Below are 17,674 nucleotides of genomic sequence, written 5' to 3'. Positions count from 1 at the left end.
ATATGGAATTGAATGAACAAGTTATTGCATTAGTGACGGAAATCTGCCAAGACGATGTGGTAAAAGAAGACCCAGATATTGATTTATTTGAATCCGGGCTTCTTGATTCGTTTGGGACAGTAGAATTGCTTGTCCAAATCGAAGAACGGTTTGGCATTACAGTACCCATTACGGAATTCGACCGTGACACATGGAATACTCCCAATAATATCGCGAAGCAGTTGGCCGAATTTAAATGAAAAAAGCTTTATTTGCACCGCTGATATTTGCTTTTGTTACATTGTTGCTTTTGATTATTATTCCGAATAGCTGGGTAGAACGTCTCATTCCAAAACAAAGGGTGAGTCAAGCAGCAACAGAATTGAATCCGCTCATGTTCCAAGGAAAATATATTCAGAAGAAAATGCTTCAGGATCATCAGTATTTGCCCATATACGGTTCATCCGAATTGGCTAGGCTTGATCGGTTTCATCCATCCAATTATTTTAAAGAAAATTATGACGGGTTTACTCCTTTTCTTATTGGACGCGGCGGTTCGATTTCCTTAATTCATTTTCTCAACTTTGCTGAACATATGGACCAGTTAAAAGGAAAAAAAATTGTATTTGTTTTATCCCCCCAATGGTTCCAGCCTCAGGGGGCAGATTTGTCACACTTTGTGCCAAACTACTCAATACTTCAGGGATATGATCTTGCTTTTAACGATAAAATTGACCCAAAAGTCAAGCAGATTGCGATAAAACGAATGTTACAATTTAAACCAGTACAGGACGATCGAATGCTTTCGACCCTTTATCAAGCAGAAATTTCGAATAATCCTCTGGATAAGCGGAAAGCAGCATTTGTACGTCCATTTGCTCGAGCATATAGGGGAATGCTGACGAAAAAAGATTTATATTACGCGATAGCTGGCGGTATTTCCCGCAAACGCGATATCAGCCCGGAGGTACGAAATAAATCGTGGGCGGAATTAAAACATGAAGCAGACCAAATGGGTAAACGACAGGCCACGAATAATTCATTTTATGTGATTAATGCTAAATATAATAAAATAAAGAAACGGGTTCCTCAATTGAAGGATTCCAAAATAGGGGCATCCTACGGTAAATCAGTTGAATATTTAGATTTTCAGCTTGTACTAGATCTTTTAAAACAATCTGGTGCAAAACCATTATTTATTTCGGTTCCCGTTAACGGGAAATGGTATGATTACATCGGTTTCCCAAAGGATGGCCGTACTTCTTATTACAAACGAATTAAAAATCAAATTGAGTCACAAGGGTATCCAATTGCTGATTTTTCCAATCATGAATACGACCCTTATTTTATGAAGGATACGATTCATATCGGATGGAAAGGTTGGGTATATGTGGACAAAGCAATTAAAGATTTTTACGATACTTTTTGAATTAACTAAAAATCCTGACAAGAACCCTTAGTAGCATTTAAAATCAAAAGACCTGTTTGTTCCAATTTGGAATCGAACAGGTCTTTTTCTTTATTCTTCTTTAACTGGGCCGTTAGTACCAAAAAGAATTCTCAACCACTAATCAAACTTACATTGTTGGAATCATTTTTTTGTTTAATTGCTTTTCTCATTGTTAAATATCGTTGCAAAAAATAGGACCCTAATTCATAAATCACAGCTAATGCTTGAAAAGATAGAGTCTCAACCGTTGGGAATATACAGAACCATACTTGAACCCAATCTGGAATAAAGATCTCTAATTGTTGATGTACTAAATCCATCCAGCAAATTGCATTTCTTGAACAGTCTCTCCAACCATTACGGCAAGAACCACTACTAAAAGAGCACCTGTAAATACCAGCATTTTTTTTGGGGTAATCGTCGCTGAGCAAGGAAAGTTAAAACATCTACAATCATAGTTAATGCCAGACCAATCAATGCTCCTTGCAGAATTATATCAGAACCTACTTTTAATCTTAACTAAATCTAGCACTTTTCAAAGAGAAAAAATTTAATTTTAAGTTTCCATAAAAAAGATTGACATTTCAGCCACTCAAAAAATTAAAGTAAAAGATATAGATATCATCGACAATCAATTTAGGATAGATTTGAAAAGTTTAATATATCCTCTTTATGGTGAAATAACTTCAAATAATCCCTTCTCATCCTTTTCTCCTCGTATGAAAAATTACTTTCCCTTCTTCACCAGTCCTGGATCATATGTACAATAATAATAGATACTTAAGTTAATTTTAATTAGTTATTAATAAATAGCCCCCCCATTTCTAATATAGTAGAGACAGACATCATCTCGAATGAAAATAAGAGATCGAAATTGTTTTATAACATTGACTACTTTCAAAAAGGGGATGAGTTTTGTAAAGAAAACTTAGCATTTTCTGAAAACGTATATGGGCCAACCTCTAGGTCGGTAAATGAAAAGCAACGAATCACAAGTCACCATATTTTTGGAAACCTTAAGATTATGGAAACTGCTGTGGGAGAAACAGCGCAAAATTCCTTAATGATAAACTTGGATTTGGATGGGTATCCTTATTTAGAGTGAAATAAAATTAAATTGTGGGAAACCACTTTATAGAAAGGATTTTTTATATGCAAGAAAACCAAAATAAAATGAAAATTTTACTTAACAAAGTACCACAAGTGACGATTTTCTTTTGGATCATCAAAGTTTTGTGTACAACTGTTGGTGAAACATTTGCCGATTTCATCAATTTCAACATAGGACTTGGTTTAACTCTTACTACCATTATTATGGGAATTGCTTTTTTTATTGTATTATTTTTTCAATTTAAAGCAAACAAATATATTCCATCCATTTATTGGATAACAGTTGTTCTTATAAGCGTATTTGGAACACTGGTAACGGATAACTTGACAGATAATATGGGCGTACCACTTGAGGTTAGTACAGCTGTTTTCTCGGTGCTACTAGGACTGACTTTTCTATTTTGGTACCTTAGTGAAAAAACACTATCGATTCACTCGATTTTCACTAGAAAAAGAGAGGTTTTCTACTGGCTTACGATCCTTTTCACCTTTGCACTCGGAACAGCGGTCGGCGATTTATATTCCGAACAACTTGGTTTTGGATATCTTAACACAGGCATAGGCGTTGTTATTATTATTGCTCTTGTCTTCTTAGCTTATAAATTTTTGAAACTTGACGGAGTATTAGCTTTCTGGATTGCGTATATTTTAACTCGTCCGCTTGGAGCCTCTCTTGGAGATTACCTATCTCAACCAAAAGTAAATGGCGGATTAGGACTCGGGACAACGGTTACGAGTGTGATTTTTCTTATCGCTATTTTTGCGATAATCGTTTTTCTTGCCGTTTCAAAAGTTGATACAAATCTTAAAAGTGATATAGCAGAAACAAATCAAAGTAATGCAAATAAGAAACATGTGCTCACACAGACGATTGTTGTACTCGTAATTTTCTTAGTTGTTGGTATAGGTGGTTATAACTGGCGAAGTAATTATATTGCATCACAAGGGGCTGCTGAGCAAACCACTTTAGCAGGTCAATTAAACGATTTTGTTAAAATTGAAAATGATATGCTAAACGCTGTAAATAAAAACGACTTTGCTTCAGCAAAAAAAGGCGCTGATAATTTGGAACATCAGTGGGATACACAAGAACCTAAGCTTCGAAAAATTGATAGTGCTACCTGGACAAAAATTGATGGAACAATTGACACTGTGCTAGCAGCGGCTCGTTCTTCAAAACCTGATGTTAATCAAAGCAAAACAGCACTTACTAATTCAATTAGTGTCTTAAAAGGTGCAAATAGATCAACATCAAAATCTGGTGCCTCATCAACTACATTATCTGGACAGTTAAACGATTTTTCAAAAATCGAAAATGATATACTAAACGCTGTAAACAAAAATGACTTTGCTTCAGCGAAAAAAGGGGCAGATGAATTAGAACATCAATGGGACACTCAGGAACCTAAGCTTCGAAAAATCGATGGTGCTACATGGACGAAAATTGATGGAACAATAGATGTTGTATTAGCTGCAGTACGTTCATCAAATCCTGTTGTAAACAAGTGTAAAACAGCACTTAACAATTCACTTAGTACCATAAATGTAGCAAACAAATAAAAATAAGGTATCGCAAATCGCGATTCCTTATTAAATGAAACTTTCTTTTGTAGGTCTTTCGACTAAAGGAAAATTTATAAGGAGCCTCCTTTCGTGGCTCCTTCACACGAATAACAAAAAAGAATTATAGTCTTACTATTTTTTTAATATGGTGGTAAAGGAGTTTTAAAATGAAAACTTCAATAATAGACGTTATATTTATTTGTTTAGGTTTATCATACGGTACGTATGAGTTATTTATAAAACCGATAAATCGGTTAAGTTATGAGTTTACTGGAATCCTATCCATTTTTATATCTTTATGGATTTCGTTTTCTTGTATAAAGTATCACAAAGAATAAACATTATAAGTTATTTTCCCTCCAATTTTTCATATTTTATTTGTTGTTGTAGAACTATAATGTCACTATCATTATTAATTTTTTCGGGAACCAGATCCTCATCTCATCGCATTAACCTCCAGCCTTATTTAAGACATGGCGAAGCCAAGAACCTGCAAGCCATGAAGTAATTAGGGCTAACATAACTAAAATTGAAAAGAAGTCTTGATTAATAATCCCTGCTGAAAATGCAACGGTTGAAAGGACGATCCCTGGACCCCCACGTGCATTCATTGCCATTGCAAAATTCATACTTTTTAATCGATCCTGATGAATGATCTTACCAGCAAGGAACACAATAATAGATTGTGCAAGTTTAGCAAATAACAAATATTGTAAAAATAATAATGGTTCAAAATGTTTGGCAAGATCTAATTTAAGTCCTACTACGGCAAAGTAAACTGGAATAAACCAAGAAAATGAAATGTGAAGTACAGACTGTTCTAATCGTTTAAACAACGTTGGGGATAAAGCCCACTTTGCTCCGATTCCAGCTAATAGCGCTCCAAAAATGGTATCATTATTTAAATATCCAGCTATTGAAGAAACAACAAACATGATAAATAAAAAATATCCAACATGAGAAGCTCTAAATAAATAATTCCCGTTTCGAATTGTTAGGTTTTTAAACAAAAAGCTAAGAGAAAAAAGAGTAACCATAATGAACCCTGCTGTAATACCAATACTCTTAAATACAGCCCCAGATGTAACTGATCCGCTATGCCCAGCAACTGAGGTAGCTATTCCAGAAGCAATCCAAAGCAATGTATCATGGACTCCAGCAATTGCTAAAACAAGTTTTGCAAATCTTGAATGCATTATTCCTAAGTCATTAAATATTTTAGAAATAACAGGTATTGAAGTAACAGCTATTGAAATTGCGATGACAATCTTGATTGCAAACTCACTATTGGCTGGTCCAATAAATTGTTGAAAATTAAATAAATTGGTCGCAATCCACCCCAGTGCAAACGGAAGAATTGTCGAGGCGAGAACGATAACAGTTGTAATTTTTCCATCACCTTTTTTAAATTAAGTGTGGAACTTTAATCCAGAACAAAACATAAGTAATGTAAGACCGATTTGATACATAAGTCCAAACATCCTATCTTCCTGTGGAAAACCAGAAAACAGCCAAGAAAAAGCACTTGGATAAAAATATCCAAGTAATGTTGGTCCTAAAAGAATTCCTGCTGTCACTTCACCGATTACCCTAGGAATCATTAACCGCTCAGCAAAATAGCCTAGTAAATGAGCTAGTGTTTAAGTACAATCCTTCACAATCTTGCTTAAACTTGCTGTGTCCAAATTTTATAAATGTTTTTACCATCTATGATTGTTTTCTCTCTATGGATACTAATCTTTACATTATTGTAACTAGCCCATTTAGGTAAAAAGTATTCTAGATAGTTGATTACCTTTTCATCAGGAGTCGAATATCCAACATTAATCTGACAAATTAAATATGGACCGAAATCAGGGAGTAGGGCATCCACCCATTCTTCAGCTTGAATATCGGTATCAAAAATACGATTTTCTTCCTCATAAGTACCATTAATCCACACGATTTTCTCCATAGAGTCACCCACTTTTTTGGAGTTAAAAGAAATAAATGCACCATAAATTAGCATTAAAAACAACTCAATTTAATAAATTTATTCTCAGATGAAAAGATACATTCCTTCTTGAAGTAGCCTGCCAGTTAGCACAATAACAAAAAAGATTGCCGCAGCAATCCTTCCTGAACTCAAGCCCCCGTTAGCCACCCATGAAGCGCAAAATTCATCGCTTCACCACAGAGAATGAAAATGGATCAGGCAGTCTATACTGTTTTAATGCTGGCGAAGAAGGTCTTTGAACTATGGTGCCTTTGAGCCCATCCGTTAGTCTGACTCCAACGACCACGGTGTACCACCGACTGTCGCGCCCAATTAGGGGTAGCACTTATGGGAGATTAATCCTTTTTCTGGTTGTTGCGCCAGCCTTTCTGATTTAATTTTAAGTAGAAAGGTATTACTATTTCGTTATACCAGCCAACCTCATACTCTTACCCTTCAAGAGGCTCAGCCTTTTTTAAAAAACTGGTTTTTCTGGGTCTGTTTTTTCATACCCTTTTTCCGTTTTTATTTTCATGGGAGTTCATCCTAATCTACTTATTTTTATTATGCAGTTCAAATGACTCTTCAAATTTGTCCCATTTTACATGTACTTGTATAACTTCATCCTTTTCTACCTTTGCTCCTCCTTCGGAACCCCCTCTTGCAGTAAATATTCGGTCTTTAGGAGGTGCAGGGAAGTCCTCCTCTGTTTTCCCACTACTGCTATTTGTCTTGAAGGAATACTTTAGTTTTTTCATGGACGACAACTCTTTTAAAGAACCCTTATACTTTAATACCAATTTATAGTTATCTTTATTAGAATAAGATGCTACACCTTTATCATCTTTCCAGGTTTCTGTTCCATTATACAAATATTGAGCTTCCCAATGTTCACTTTCTCCAACAAATTTATAATTGTTGTTAATAGTCTTATTGTCAATCACCTCATTTTTAACATCTTCGTTTTTCGTCTTATCTGTTGTTACTGTACATGCTGTTAAAACCATTATGGTAAATAATAATAGCGTGAGTATTTTTTTCATTTTATCCCCCTCATATATTCAAATTTTACCATATTTACCGTAATAATCCAATTAACCGCAAACCTGTCCGTTACTTTAAGTACAAAATTTCACAATCTTTCTTGGGGAAAAAGAAAAAGGGCGACCTTCTTCTTGAAGTATCGCACCCGTTCGCTTAAGTACAATTCTTCACAATCCCGTAGCATTGAATATTAAGGTGTGTTATTGGATGCCCTGCTGTTTACGGTGTTAGTGCGTGCATGAACAGAACTCCACTACATAAAATCCAAAATGTACCTTATGACTTGCAGCAAAAAACCTGAATTAGCTCAATAAAATATATAAAAGGCATGAGAATTTACCATGCCTTTATAACCTATTTCTTTAAATGATAAGGTACTGTTGTAATCACAACATCTTTATGTCTATATAACCATAATCGAAGTAATAAAGCCGTTTGATTGTGCAGTAAGTTATGCCACCATCTCTTAGGAATAAATTGAGGTATAACAACTTGAATTTGTGATTTAAATTCTTCTTTTTCTTCAATTAACTTAATTAATCTTGAAAAAGGCTCTAAAACCGATCTATATTTGCTCTTCAACGTTACCAGTCTGCATGGATTTCCCCATTCCTCCCATTTTGCCTCCATCTTTTTCATCGCGTCATCATCAAAACCTACATATACAGCTATTAAGTTATCCTGTGATAAACCTAAAGCAAAAGATAAAGTGTTATGCACTACCCGATGTACTCCTGAAACAAGAACAATTGTAATAACCCTGTTTCCTTTAGGCTTTAGAGTGTTAATATCAATCTTTAACTCATCTGCAATGTTTTGATAATGATGGTGAATGGCCAATGAAGCGAATATGATTAGTGGTATCACTATTAATACAACCCATGCTCCACTTGTAAATTTGGTAACTCCAAAAATGACAGCAACAATGGTGGTGATTACTGCACCCACTGTATTAATCGCTAATTTTATTTTCCAATTTGCTCCTTTTACTCGCTTCCAACGTTTCATTAATCCAAATTGGGCCACTGTAAAGGACAAGAAAACGCCAATTGCATATAACGGAATCAACGAATTCGTATGTGCATGGAATGCGATAATCAATAAACTAGCTGTCGCTGCCAAAGTAATAATTCCATTAGAGTATCCTAAACGATCTCCTCTGTTTGACAGCCCGCGAGGCAAAAATCCGTCAGCAGCTACGATGGCCGCTAATTGCGAAAAACCAGTAAACGTCGAATTGGCTGCAAGAATTAGTACAATAAAAGTAAACCAAATAATAATTTGATACACTACTCCATGTCCAAAATACTCCTGAGTTAATTGAGATAACATTGTATTATTAGGATCAGGAGAAATACCCTTTACATATAAATGGTAGGCAAATCCTAAAAGGGTAATGGATGTGATTGTTCCTAGTGCAATGTATGTTTTAATCGCATTTTTTTGTTGTGGCTCTCTGAAAATAGGAACGGCATTTGATATTGTTTCGATTCCTGTTAAGGCAGAGCAAGCAGAACTGAATGCTTTTAAGATAAGTAAAATGGTTAAACCGTTGGGAACCGATCCGAATGGCGGTGTGTTAGGTTGAACGAAACCATAATTTACTTCGTTAAATAAACCAGTACAAACAAGTAATAACATACATACCGCAAACCCAATGGTTGGCCATGCGAATATTTTAGCCGATTCGGCAACTCCCCGAAGATTGACCATTAATAAGATAAAGACACAAAGAATAGCCAGGACAGTTTCGTATGGAGCGACTATTGGATATGCAGAAACTACAGCTTCTAATGCAGCTGATACAGAAACAGCCACGGTTAAAATGTAATCTACCAGCAATGCACTTGATGCAATCAAAGATACCCATCGCTGTTTAAAGTTATCTTTGGCAATTGCGTATGCCCCGCCGCCATTTGGATAGGCGAGGATTCCCATGATATATGAAAGGATCAGAATGAACAACAATACAATAGTGGCGATGGTAATTGGTATGATATACCATTTCGCTTCGTTTCCTAACTTAATGAGTTCGGTCATTCCCGCTTCAGGGCCGTAGGCTACGGATGAATAAAGGTCAGCAGAAAGAATAGGCAAAGCAATATACCAAATTAATTTGTTGTGCTGAGCGTGCAATTCTGCCGTTCTCATTGGTCTTCCAATTATTGTACGTTTAACACTATTGAAATTCGAAATAGAAAACCAAATACCTATTACGGCTATTATAGCCAATAACAATTCAATAACTTGAGCTGGATGAGTCACTTCTTTTTCCCCTTTGCTGGTAACAATTATTTTTTGAGCTATAATGAAAAATTTAAGTTATTCCCTATTCGATAACTCAATTTGTTACATTCTTTTTATGTAAATCCTAATCCCTCTTTATTTTGTCCCCTTTAAAAAATACAAACAAAAAAAGACCTCTAAAATGAAAGATCGTTTATTGTGAATAAACACAAAAAAGAAACCCTTCAAAAGGTGGTCTTTTGACCTCCTTCGCTTTAGCCTACGAAGTTAGCTGACGGGTAGGATGGCGAAAGAGTTAAACATCCCTTCTACATATTTTGTAGAATTAACCCCCAAAAATTGGGTCCTCCGTTCCCTAATGGGATTAGGCATGATATGTAGTTTTCTATGAAAAAGATATTACTCCCAAGTATAGAAGTTGTAAAGAGGGAATTTAGCTAACCTGCTACTTTTAGGGCAATTAGAAAAGCTGCCACCTAAATGACAGCTTGAACTACAACTCTTGCACCCGATAGTTTAATAAGAATTTCTTTAATTGTTAATTATAAGTGAAACCTGGAATGGAGGATTTTTATGAGAAAAAGTCTTTTAATATTGATTGCCTACTTAACCCTTTTCTCTTATTCACCCGTTAAAGCTGAAACCGTAACTAAAAATGATGTACAGTTGCGTGATGACCTTATTTTGAGTATGCTTTATCCCTCAATTCAACAGGAATTGAAAAAACAATATGGCGAAATCAAACAAAATAATTGTGCTAATATAACCCGTGTTAAGAAGCTGCGACAAGGCAGTTACTTATTTAATGTCACCGTTCAGGTAAGGACTTTTGAAGGGGCCCATAATCCCCCACATGATTTAGTGACTATCACTTTTAGTAATGAAAAGACCTTAAAGTGGCAGGCAATTGATTTCAAAAGCAAAAGGTTAAAGCCAACCGAAATAACTAAATGCAGGCATCCTTTGTAAAAAGGGTGTTTTTTCTTCGGTTATATTATTCAACTCCCCGTTAGTTAAAAATCAGATGAACATCCTCTTCCCACTATACAAAAAAAGCCAGCCACTTTCTGCTGACTTCCTCTCTTTTTTTAGCTAATGCTAACTTTTAAACTAGATACTACTAAGTATTGAATGGACTAGTATAAAAGCTAAAGCAATACTGCTAATTAATTTCGATGTTAGAACCAGTTTGGAATTTTTATAGGTGGCATTTAGTAAATAAAAGAATCCTACAACCCATATCCCATTTTGAAAAAAACTGACTATTATATTTCTCATCATATTAGTCATATCAAAGAAAAAAAACAAATTCAAAGATGAACCCCCCTGTCGAAACATTAATACTTAATTCAATAAAGTGCAAACAAAATCCTTTTTATACCAAAAAAGTAATCATAGGAAAGTTAACTGTATTTTCCCACTATGACACAAAAGCAAGCAATTTATCTGACCTTTTCATTTCTTACAACCTTGAGAGCAGCAGGTCACTAATATTTAACGAATGTGGTAACGCTTCGTTTTGATCCAATAGTTCGTCTGGAAAGCCCTTCTTTCCATTTCTTTGAGTCTAATTGATATTCACCGTATAACTTTCTAAGGGAACTTTTAAAGATTACTATATTGTCTCGGTTTCCGGAACGGTCGATGGTAAAGGTACTGATAGTTTTGAGTATTCCGGTGGTAGTGTATCCACTGGTTCCTCTTTTGCGATAATTAAGTAAACATACTGCTAACAAAAATCCAAAAAACCTAAACCCCTAATTGAATATGTACATAAAAGGCCGGTAATCACCGACCTTTTATTTTGTCGCCTGGCTTATGTCTACTAGGACCTTCCTAATTGGTATACATTAAAAAAATCTGGCTAGAGGGTATAAATCTGAAGAAGAATTAAAGATGTTATAAATAACCGCAGCACTTTATAAGTGCTACGGCAATTTATTTATGGGCTCTTTTAATGTTGAAAGGTGAGATAGATGTATTGACTTGCTAGTTGAAATCATTTACCTCATACCCTGTAAAAATGCATTTATAGAGTCTTTGTTTCGTAAAACAGTTATAAAACCATCCAAAATTTCATGGCTAAAACCAAATCCTTTTCGTTTATAAAACTCTAAAGCATTAGAATTACCGTTCGAAACAAAAATAAAATAATCCTCAACATCATCAAATTGATTCAACCATTCTATTGACAAATCGAAAAGTTTAGAGCCAATACCGAATTGTCTGTATTCTTGTTTTATATAAAATTGGGATAAACAACCAACGTTTTCCCCTCTAACGGATGAAAGATCAAAAAAAGTGGCAAAATCATTGGAATATGCTTCTTTTGGAGAGATGTTCGAGTAAGCATAGCCAACTATCTTATACTCCTCATCGATAGCAACCACAATATGATTATAAATTGCACTCCTCATTGAAGGAATCAGCCGTGTATCAAAATTCATACTGTCAAACAATTCAGGTTTAATACTTGTCTTTGACTTTTGAAAGACCATAAGCTCATTACATAACTCTCTACAGAGTTCAGCTTTTTCATTAGGTATAACTTCATATTTTATATTCATTATAATTCCTTCCTCTGCAAATAACCTATGACCTTGAGAATAAAAGTAAGTAGTAAATTAAAACTTTTAAAAGATTTTGGGGAAATTCCAGACTCTTTTTGTTTTCCTTTATACTCTTGCTTATTAAACTACTCTGCAATGTTACACAATAAGAAAAAGCTGTCACAACGACAGCCCTACTCTTAACCTCTTGCAACCGTTAGTGCAAAAGCATTAAGATTATAATAAAGCTATGATTTGAATTTAGCTCATTTATTTACTTCTTATTTTTGGGTACTTATTAATATATATACCTCCACCAGCAAGTCGTTGTTTTGTTTCTACATCATATACTGCACATCTTCCTCTAAACTCTTCATCTGTATCTTTAAATGAATAAAAAAAATATACCTGTCTGTCTGGACTGATTGCCTGATTATACTTCATTGTTATATATGGGTAGGGAGTAAGAATACCATTTCCATCCCAAGTTATATAATTAAATTTTTCCACCTCATGAAACAGTACCTTTTTTCTAAAATTTGCTGATGCATCGGGCATGTCTTTAAAAAGAGCCGTATCCATGTTTCCAAGTTTATTCTTATGTTTTTTGTAAAACTCATAATGTTTTCTGTAAAACTCCTGATGCACAGGATAACTCCTTTTCCTTAATGCCTCATAAAATTGGTCTACAGTTTCGGTAAATACTTTTTCTTTATTGTCAGGGTATATGTAGTTTATTTCTTCCTTTATAGATTCCTTAGCTGGTATTAGATTACTTTCTGCCTGGGCTTGCTGACCTGTTACCAATAGGGCACATAAGGCAAAAATGCTGCATAAAACTTTTGGTGCCATGTTATAAGCTCCTTCGTGTTAACCTCATTTACCGAATCAACGTATAGATAGTAGATGTATTTTGACCTAATTATTTGAATTTATGAGTGTGTTTATTTAACTTCAATAGTATTGTCATTTTACTAATCTTGAGGAAACTTATTTTCAGGGTAATTTAAGTACCTTTTTTCAAAATTTTGTACTTCCTATGTTTTGGTAAACCGAATAGCTTTTATGAATACTAAAGAAGAACTTGGAGTATTTCCAAGTTCCTCATAACTATTGTAATTGTCATTAAGTATGGATAAACTAAGTCCTTTTTAGCTGTAACGATGAGCATTAAATTGTTTTTCTTTGTAAGTTTTCCTTAATTAAATAAGCTATTGAAAAGATAAAACCTGTTAAGAATGCGGTAATGGTTACTTCTGAAAATCCTGTAAAGCAAAAAGAGAGCATGCTACTATAAAAAGTGAAAAATAACCATTTTACTGAGGAAGGCAACGATTTAACCATTTCCATTTACCTCCTTAGCATCATTTGAGCTCCAATAATAATTAGCAAGTATTTCTGAAAATGCATCAACCGTCCTATAAAGTTCATCTAAATTATTATCTACGCCCCCAACTTCCATCAACATGGCTTTATTGGAAATATCCTGATTATAAATGCCATTACCTTCGCTGTATGTTTTTAGGAATATCCCTCTACTAATACCAGGATACTTTGTTTCTAACTCACTGTTTAATTTTTTTACCAACGCTAAATTTTCCAGATAATTTTTGTTTTCTTTCCCAACAATAAAATAGAGTCTGGCATATTTTTCGCCGTTAATGGTTTTAGTTGTCAAATTTGCTCGGGCGTCATCACGATGTATATCAATATAATACTTTAAATTATTATTGTTGCCCGCTGCTGCTTCAACGATTTGATGTGAAACTGTATAAGCTTTTGGTGTTTGCCATCCCCTTTTATGTAATTCTTGCGTCATATTTGTTTTATCGTGATCAACACCAATTCCTTTTTTCATCAAATCATCAGCCAAACGTTGTCCAACATTAATTACATTTACCCGTTCATCATTGCTTATAGCATCATTAGGCACTTTTGCATCTTGTAATAGAGGAAGGAAAGATTCATAACTATGACTTTGATATATAAATACTGACTTTTTTGCGGGATTAGTTATTGGTTTATTATCTTGAGGAGTATTGTTTTGATTTAATTTTTCTTCCGCTACTTTCCTTTCATGAAGTAGAACATCAAGAGGTGGGGAGGATTCAAGTGGAAGAGTAGCAAGGTTTGTCCCTTCACCAGCAACCACTATTTCGGTATCATATATTCTTAGTCCAGGTAATTCATTCCCAAGGAAAGTTCTAGCATCGGTTGGTTTAATAGCTGTTGCTAATTGAAAACCTATGGTTGACATTTTTGATACTGTGAGAAGAGGTTCTTCATTTTTAAGGAAATAGTAATGATTTTCAGCACCGAAGAAACGAACAAAGATTTTTTCTTTATTTAATATACCAATTGTATTTTGAATAGATTGAGAGTCTATTTTAAACCCCATTAGAACTATAAATGAAATTATAAAAAATATTAGGAACACTAGTAGTAAAGATCGGTAAGTATATTTTAATGTGAAATTTTCATTTGATTTCATTGCCTCACCCCTTATATCCATTTATATTATTAAATGGTAAATTTATGGCAAATTTTTAGGATTATAAAGAATAGAAGAAGAACTGCCGAAACGGTTCCATGTATGGTGATTATAAATAGGAAAGGGTTTGCAATTATCGTTCCTTTTCACACAGTTACAATCAACGAAAAGTCGCCAAAATGACAATACGTACCAAAATGGGTTCAGAATAGAAGAATAATACTTCACAAACTTTATTTAGCTTAATTCATTGACCTTGCTATTTCTAACATTTGTTCTTTCGATAATCTTGAACTATTCATCTCTACAGAAGTACCATTTTGTACCCAATTCAGTAAGCCACCAGTAATGATGTCTCCATTTTTATCAACTTCACCACTGTCGTCCCATTCCTGAAAATAACCTTTGTTTCCGTTGATATCAACTTGCAGTCTATAAGAAAAATCGTCATTGGATAATTGATAACCTCTTCTCAAATGAATAGCGACCCATTGTACTAACCTGCCCCGTTATCTAAATAAGAAAAAGCCACCATTTTTGAAAATGGCAGCTGGATCTTAAACTCTTGCACCCATTAGTTTAAGTACAATATTTCACAAAGAAAATAGAACTTTTATTTAATGAAAGCCACTGTTTGTGCCTTAAAGTAAAGGTTCGAATTAATATCACGCCTAGTTTTTTACACATTTGTAAGGATCAATTCTGATGGATTCCCAGTTTCCTTCAGAATCCTTTTTATATTGAGAAATTAATACATCTGTATCATTTGTTAATTGATAAAAAATAAATCGATAATCTGCTCCATCCGTACCAATATAATCAATGGTTTTGACGTAACCCTCTTGTTTAGTAGGCAGCTGTTTTTTTATTAACTTGCACCATTCTCCATACATAATACCAACGACTGCTTCCGCATCATGCTGCCAGAGATGATAGGCTGCACATAGGAAGTCCTCTCCGTACAATTTCATCTGGTCAATTTTATACATGTTTTGAACTTTTTTTAATTGGACATAGCCGTAATAATAAGCAAAATAGGTTACGCCTTTTGATGAGCCTTCGATGCTTTCTAGCTCAACGAAATATGGAACAATGCCATTTTCATCAGGAAGTCTGTTCATCTTAACTAAATTTATATGTCCAATTCCGGCAAACGATTGAAGATATTTATTATAGGAAACCCTTTTCTGATAGTCTTTCGTAAAAAAGTTATATGCAATTGGATAGGGCAACCTTGCCATCCCCACAGTTCCGCACCCACCCAACTGGTTTTGAGTGAGGTTTTCTGCCTCTCTTAAAATACTAAAGTAGTTTAAAACAGTTTCATCAGGAGTCCGAGATAATGATGCAGAGAGTTTAATTTCTTTGTAGTTTTTATCATAATAAGGATCAAAAAATTAGAAGTTCTTGATAAGGGTATTTTTAATAGGGAGGCGGGAAGGACGAAAGTATTTTTCGGCATCTCTGGTACTTATTAACGAGGTTTGGTTTCGTTCAACTGGTTGTCCAAATGTTTGCGGTTCATATTGAGCTCCCATAAAGAGAGTCAATTTTTTTCTGGAATCATGATTGAACGTCCGATTTATCCATTTTGTAAAGTGTTTCAATTAGAAGCCCCCTTTAGGAAGATACTGTATTACCTTATTCTCTTTTTTGCAAGATTATTAATATTTATGATATTTAAAAGTAGCCACTAAAGTAGAATCGGCCTTATGGAGGCAAGTCCTTGAATCCAACTAGAAGTCAAAAGGAAACAGAGGTAGTAAAACTTTTTGAAGATTATTCAAAGGAAATCAAATCTCATGATGTTTCAAAAATGAAAACATACATTAAAACAGCAACAAAAACGAGCGATAACAAGATAGAGCAACACTTAAAAGCTATGGCTCAGGGACCAACTCCTGATATATCAACTTATGGGATCAAGATGATTACAGATTCACTGGCTATCGCTCAAATTGAAACTAAATATCCAAATCACAGCTACACACAAAATTTAGCTGTTTATAACGAAAATGGCCAATGGAAAATTATTTTTGGACAACCAATGACCAACTCTTTTATTCCATTAAGCGATAAATCAATAGATGTAAAATAAATTCCAAGCTTTTTTAAAATCAGTTCTCCCCTATACGATTGCATGGCAAAAAGAGTGTAATTTGAGTATGAAATTACGCTCTTTTCCCTTTTGTGATTCCGTTAATACAATTAAAAAAGATTGTCACCCCATGGATTAACTCGGCCACACATCCTCTGTTTTGCTTGTAATCTTATACCATTAAATGGCACAATTGTTAAAAAAGTTAATGAGGATGATAGATTAATGAAAAAAGCGACCTTCACCTTGAAGAATCGCAATTGTGTCTTAATAAAATTTCGTTATAATCCTCCTTATTTCTCTTTAGTCTAATGTCATCTAACGCGATTTTTGACTGGAATCCTTTAAGCCCGAATCATGTTCAATGCTTTTTGATGGTGATAGGATATGTGAATAAACAACATTAAGTAATTGAATTACTGACTATCCGTGCTTCAAGAATGAAATCCTGATAATAGTTGGTGAATAATATTCACCAATTCAAAAGAAGTAATTAGTGAACTAAAAGTTCATACTAGGTTAAAAAAGGTGTGACTTTTGTGAAACAAACATTATTTCTTGTCACATTAATTTCATTACCATTACTATTGGGATTAGTTAAAGAGAAGGAAGAAGAGTGTCTTCCTTGCAAAGAATGCTACGATATAGCTTGGGATGACGGATGGGGAGAAGGATATGCGACAGGTCAAGTAAACCAAAGATATAGCATTGTTAGAACTCTTATACAAATGGGTAAAACAGACCAAGAGATTGTTTATATAGCAACAACCAGCTATGTTGAATTAAAGGACATAAGAAATCAACTTAATATATATCATGGTTATTTTGAGTTTGAGGCATCAAGATATGAACTTATCAGGACTCTTCTAAAAGAAGGTAAAACGGATGAAGAAATTGTCAAAAAAGCACATTCAAGTTTTTATGAATTGGAACAAGTGAAAAAACAACTTAAACAGTATAATGGAAAATTCAAATGGGAAGTACAGTAAATAAAGAACCCTGCCCCTTTAGTAAAAAACGTTCCTGAATATTACCAAAACGCATTCATCAGTTGAAAAAGATAATCAGGAATTATCTGATATAAAACTCCCAACGATAACAGTAAAATCCCAAAAATTATTAAAAGCAATTTAAAAATCCATGTTGGTGCACCGAAAAGCTTCAAAAG

The 17,674-nt window shown here is 34.3% G+C and carries 17 protein-coding genes, 1 pseudogene and 1 riboswitch; of the genes and pseudogenes, 7 read left to right on the top strand and 11 right to left on the bottom strand.

The features are described 5' to 3' along the window. Positions 1 to 2 precede the first annotated feature (2 nt). The 4 genes from dltC to M028_RS0121190 all read left to right on the top strand — a co-directional run bounded on the left by dltC (position 3) and on the right by M028_RS0121190 (position 4,099). Positions 3 to 239: a D-alanine--poly(phosphoribitol) ligase subunit 2 gene (gene dltC / locus M028_RS0121210; RefSeq protein WP_026575636.1), complete on the top strand. Its 237-nt coding sequence runs from the start codon at positions 3 to 5 to the stop codon at positions 237 to 239. Next, entirely contained in the window at positions 236 to 1,408 is a 1,173-nt protein-coding gene (dltD, locus tag M028_RS0121205) for a D-alanyl-lipoteichoic acid biosynthesis protein DltD (RefSeq protein ID WP_026575635.1), read from the top strand. The genes dltC and dltD overlap by 4 nt, the downstream gene beginning before the upstream one ends. An 895-nt stretch (positions 1,409 to 2,303) precedes the next feature. Continuing rightward, positions 2,304 to 2,534 (top strand): hypothetical protein, encoded by a 231-nt coding sequence (locus M028_RS0121195; RefSeq protein WP_026575633.1) that lies wholly within the window; start codon positions 2,304 to 2,306, stop codon positions 2,532 to 2,534. Positions 2,535 to 2,581: 47 nt separating this feature from the next. Next, positions 2,582 to 4,099, top strand: coding sequence for a COG4705 family protein (locus M028_RS0121190; RefSeq protein ID WP_026575632.1), 1,518 nt, complete (start codon positions 2,582 to 2,584; stop codon positions 4,097 to 4,099). Between the two features lie 452 nt (positions 4,100 to 4,551). On the opposite strand, the pseudogene M028_RS32285 reads toward M028_RS0121190, so the two are convergent. From M028_RS32285 to M028_RS0121170, 4 genes and pseudogenes are all read right to left on the bottom strand, one after another. Next, positions 4,552 to 5,703, bottom strand: a pseudogene (locus tag M028_RS32285) (cation:proton antiporter). 65 nt (positions 5,704 to 5,768) lie between these two features. Beyond that, positions 5,769 to 6,056, bottom strand: coding sequence for a hypothetical protein (locus M028_RS0121180; protein WP_026575631.1), 288 nt, complete (start codon positions 6,054 to 6,056; stop codon positions 5,769 to 5,771). A gap of 572 nt (positions 6,057 to 6,628) precedes the next feature. Beyond that, entirely contained in the window at positions 6,629 to 7,120 is a 492-nt protein-coding gene (locus M028_RS0121175; RefSeq protein ID WP_026575630.1) for a hypothetical protein, read from the bottom strand. A 355-nt stretch (positions 7,121 to 7,475) separates the two neighbouring features. Continuing rightward, complete coding sequence (locus M028_RS0121170; protein ID WP_051591141.1) at positions 7,476 to 9,386, bottom strand: APC family permease; 1,911 nt, start codon at positions 9,384 to 9,386, stop codon at positions 7,476 to 7,478. Between the two features lie 223 nt (positions 9,387 to 9,609). Continuing rightward, positions 9,610 to 9,749, bottom strand: a riboswitch (cyclic di-AMP (ydaO/yuaA leader). Between the two features lie 192 nt (positions 9,750 to 9,941). Here M028_RS0121170 and M028_RS0121165 point away from each other — a divergent pair. After that, positions 9,942 to 10,337, top strand: a complete 396-nt coding sequence (locus M028_RS0121165) for a DUF3888 domain-containing protein (RefSeq protein WP_026575628.1) — start codon at positions 9,942 to 9,944, stop codon at positions 10,335 to 10,337. Between the two features lie 1,034 nt (positions 10,338 to 11,371). On the opposite strand, the gene M028_RS0121155 is transcribed toward M028_RS0121165, so the two are convergent. The 7 genes from M028_RS0121155 to M028_RS33675 form a co-directional block, all read right to left on the bottom strand. Next, positions 11,372 to 11,935 carry a GNAT family N-acetyltransferase gene (locus M028_RS0121155; protein ID WP_035424242.1) on the bottom strand — a complete coding sequence of 188 codons (564 nt, stop codon included), beginning with the start codon at positions 11,933 to 11,935 and terminating at the stop codon, positions 11,372 to 11,374. A gap of 252 nt (positions 11,936 to 12,187) precedes the next feature. Further along, positions 12,188 to 12,769: a hypothetical protein gene (locus M028_RS0121150; RefSeq protein WP_026575625.1), complete on the bottom strand. Its 582-nt coding sequence runs from the start codon at positions 12,767 to 12,769 to the stop codon at positions 12,188 to 12,190. A gap of 318 nt (positions 12,770 to 13,087) precedes the next feature. After that, positions 13,088 to 13,261 (bottom strand): hypothetical protein, encoded by a 174-nt coding sequence (locus M028_RS33000; protein ID WP_155925704.1) that lies wholly within the window; start codon positions 13,259 to 13,261, stop codon positions 13,088 to 13,090. Beyond that, positions 13,254 to 14,408 carry a stage II sporulation protein P gene (spoIIP, locus tag M028_RS0121140; protein WP_026575624.1) on the bottom strand — a complete coding sequence of 385 codons (1,155 nt, stop codon included), beginning with the start codon at positions 14,406 to 14,408 and terminating at the stop codon, positions 13,254 to 13,256. Before spoIIP ends, M028_RS33000 begins: the two co-directional genes overlap by 8 nt. Positions 14,409 to 14,650: 242 nt before the next feature. Beyond that, a complete protein-coding gene (locus M028_RS0121135; protein WP_051591140.1) occupies positions 14,651 to 14,884 on the bottom strand; it encodes a DUF4367 domain-containing protein in 234 nt (77 codons plus the stop codon). Between the two features lie 195 nt (positions 14,885 to 15,079). Further along, positions 15,080 to 15,655: a hypothetical protein gene (locus M028_RS33680; RefSeq protein WP_231510851.1), complete on the bottom strand. Its 576-nt coding sequence runs from the start codon at positions 15,653 to 15,655 to the stop codon at positions 15,080 to 15,082. Positions 15,656 to 15,805: 150 nt separating this feature from the next. Beyond that, on the bottom strand, positions 15,806 to 16,015 hold the full coding sequence (locus tag M028_RS33675) for a hypothetical protein (protein WP_231510850.1): 210 nt from the start codon (positions 16,013 to 16,015) through the stop codon (positions 15,806 to 15,808). A 119-nt stretch (positions 16,016 to 16,134) separates the two neighbouring features. Here M028_RS33675 and M028_RS0121125 point away from each other — a divergent pair, with 119 nt between their 5' ends. Further along, positions 16,135 to 16,506, top strand: a complete 372-nt coding sequence (locus M028_RS0121125; protein WP_026575622.1) for a nuclear transport factor 2 family protein — start codon at positions 16,135 to 16,137, stop codon at positions 16,504 to 16,506. 539 nt (positions 16,507 to 17,045) lie between these two features. Next, complete coding sequence (locus M028_RS0121120; RefSeq protein WP_026575621.1) at positions 17,046 to 17,495, top strand: hypothetical protein; 450 nt, start codon at positions 17,046 to 17,048, stop codon at positions 17,493 to 17,495. Positions 17,496 to 17,674: the final 179 nt, after the last annotated feature.

It is taken from the genome of Bacillus sp. UNC438CL73TsuS30 (assembly GCF_000482325.1).
In the GTDB taxonomy this organism is placed as follows: Bacteria; Bacillota; Bacilli; order Bacillales; family Cytobacillaceae; genus Neobacillus.
Note: the sequence above shows the minus strand (reverse complement) of the source record. Positions and strands in the feature narration are given on the sequence as shown.

What these genes read in the sequence shown, in the direction of transcription:
- dltC (WP_026575636.1), top strand. Translation starts at nt 3, where the DNA reads ATGGAATTGAATGAACAAGTTATTGCATTAGTGACGGAAATCTGCCAA.
- dltD (WP_026575635.1), top strand. Translation starts at nt 236, where the DNA reads ATGAAAAAAGCTTTATTTGCACCGCTGATATTTGCTTTTGTTACATTG.
- M028_RS0121190 (WP_026575632.1), top strand. Translation starts at nt 2,582, where the DNA reads ATGCAAGAAAACCAAAATAAAATGAAAATTTTACTTAACAAAGTACCA.
- M028_RS0121180 (WP_026575631.1), bottom strand. Translation starts at nt 6,056, where the DNA reads ATGGAGAAAATCGTGTGGATTAATGGTACTTATGAGGAAGAAAATCGT.
- M028_RS0121175 (WP_026575630.1), bottom strand. Translation starts at nt 7,120, where the DNA reads ATGAAAAAAATACTCACGCTATTATTATTTACCATAATGGTTTTAACA.
- M028_RS0121165 (WP_026575628.1), top strand. Translation starts at nt 9,942, where the DNA reads ATGAGAAAAAGTCTTTTAATATTGATTGCCTACTTAACCCTTTTCTCT.
- M028_RS0121155 (WP_035424242.1), bottom strand. Translation starts at nt 11,935, where the DNA reads ATGAATATAAAATATGAAGTTATACCTAATGAAAAAGCTGAACTCTGT.
- M028_RS0121150 (WP_026575625.1), bottom strand. Translation starts at nt 12,769, where the DNA reads ATGGCACCAAAAGTTTTATGCAGCATTTTTGCCTTATGTGCCCTATTG.
- M028_RS33000 (WP_155925704.1), bottom strand. Translation starts at nt 13,261, where the DNA reads ATGGTTAAATCGTTGCCTTCCTCAGTAAAATGGTTATTTTTCACTTTT.
- spoIIP (WP_026575624.1), bottom strand. Translation starts at nt 14,408, where the DNA reads ATGAAATCAAATGAAAATTTCACATTAAAATATACTTACCGATCTTTA.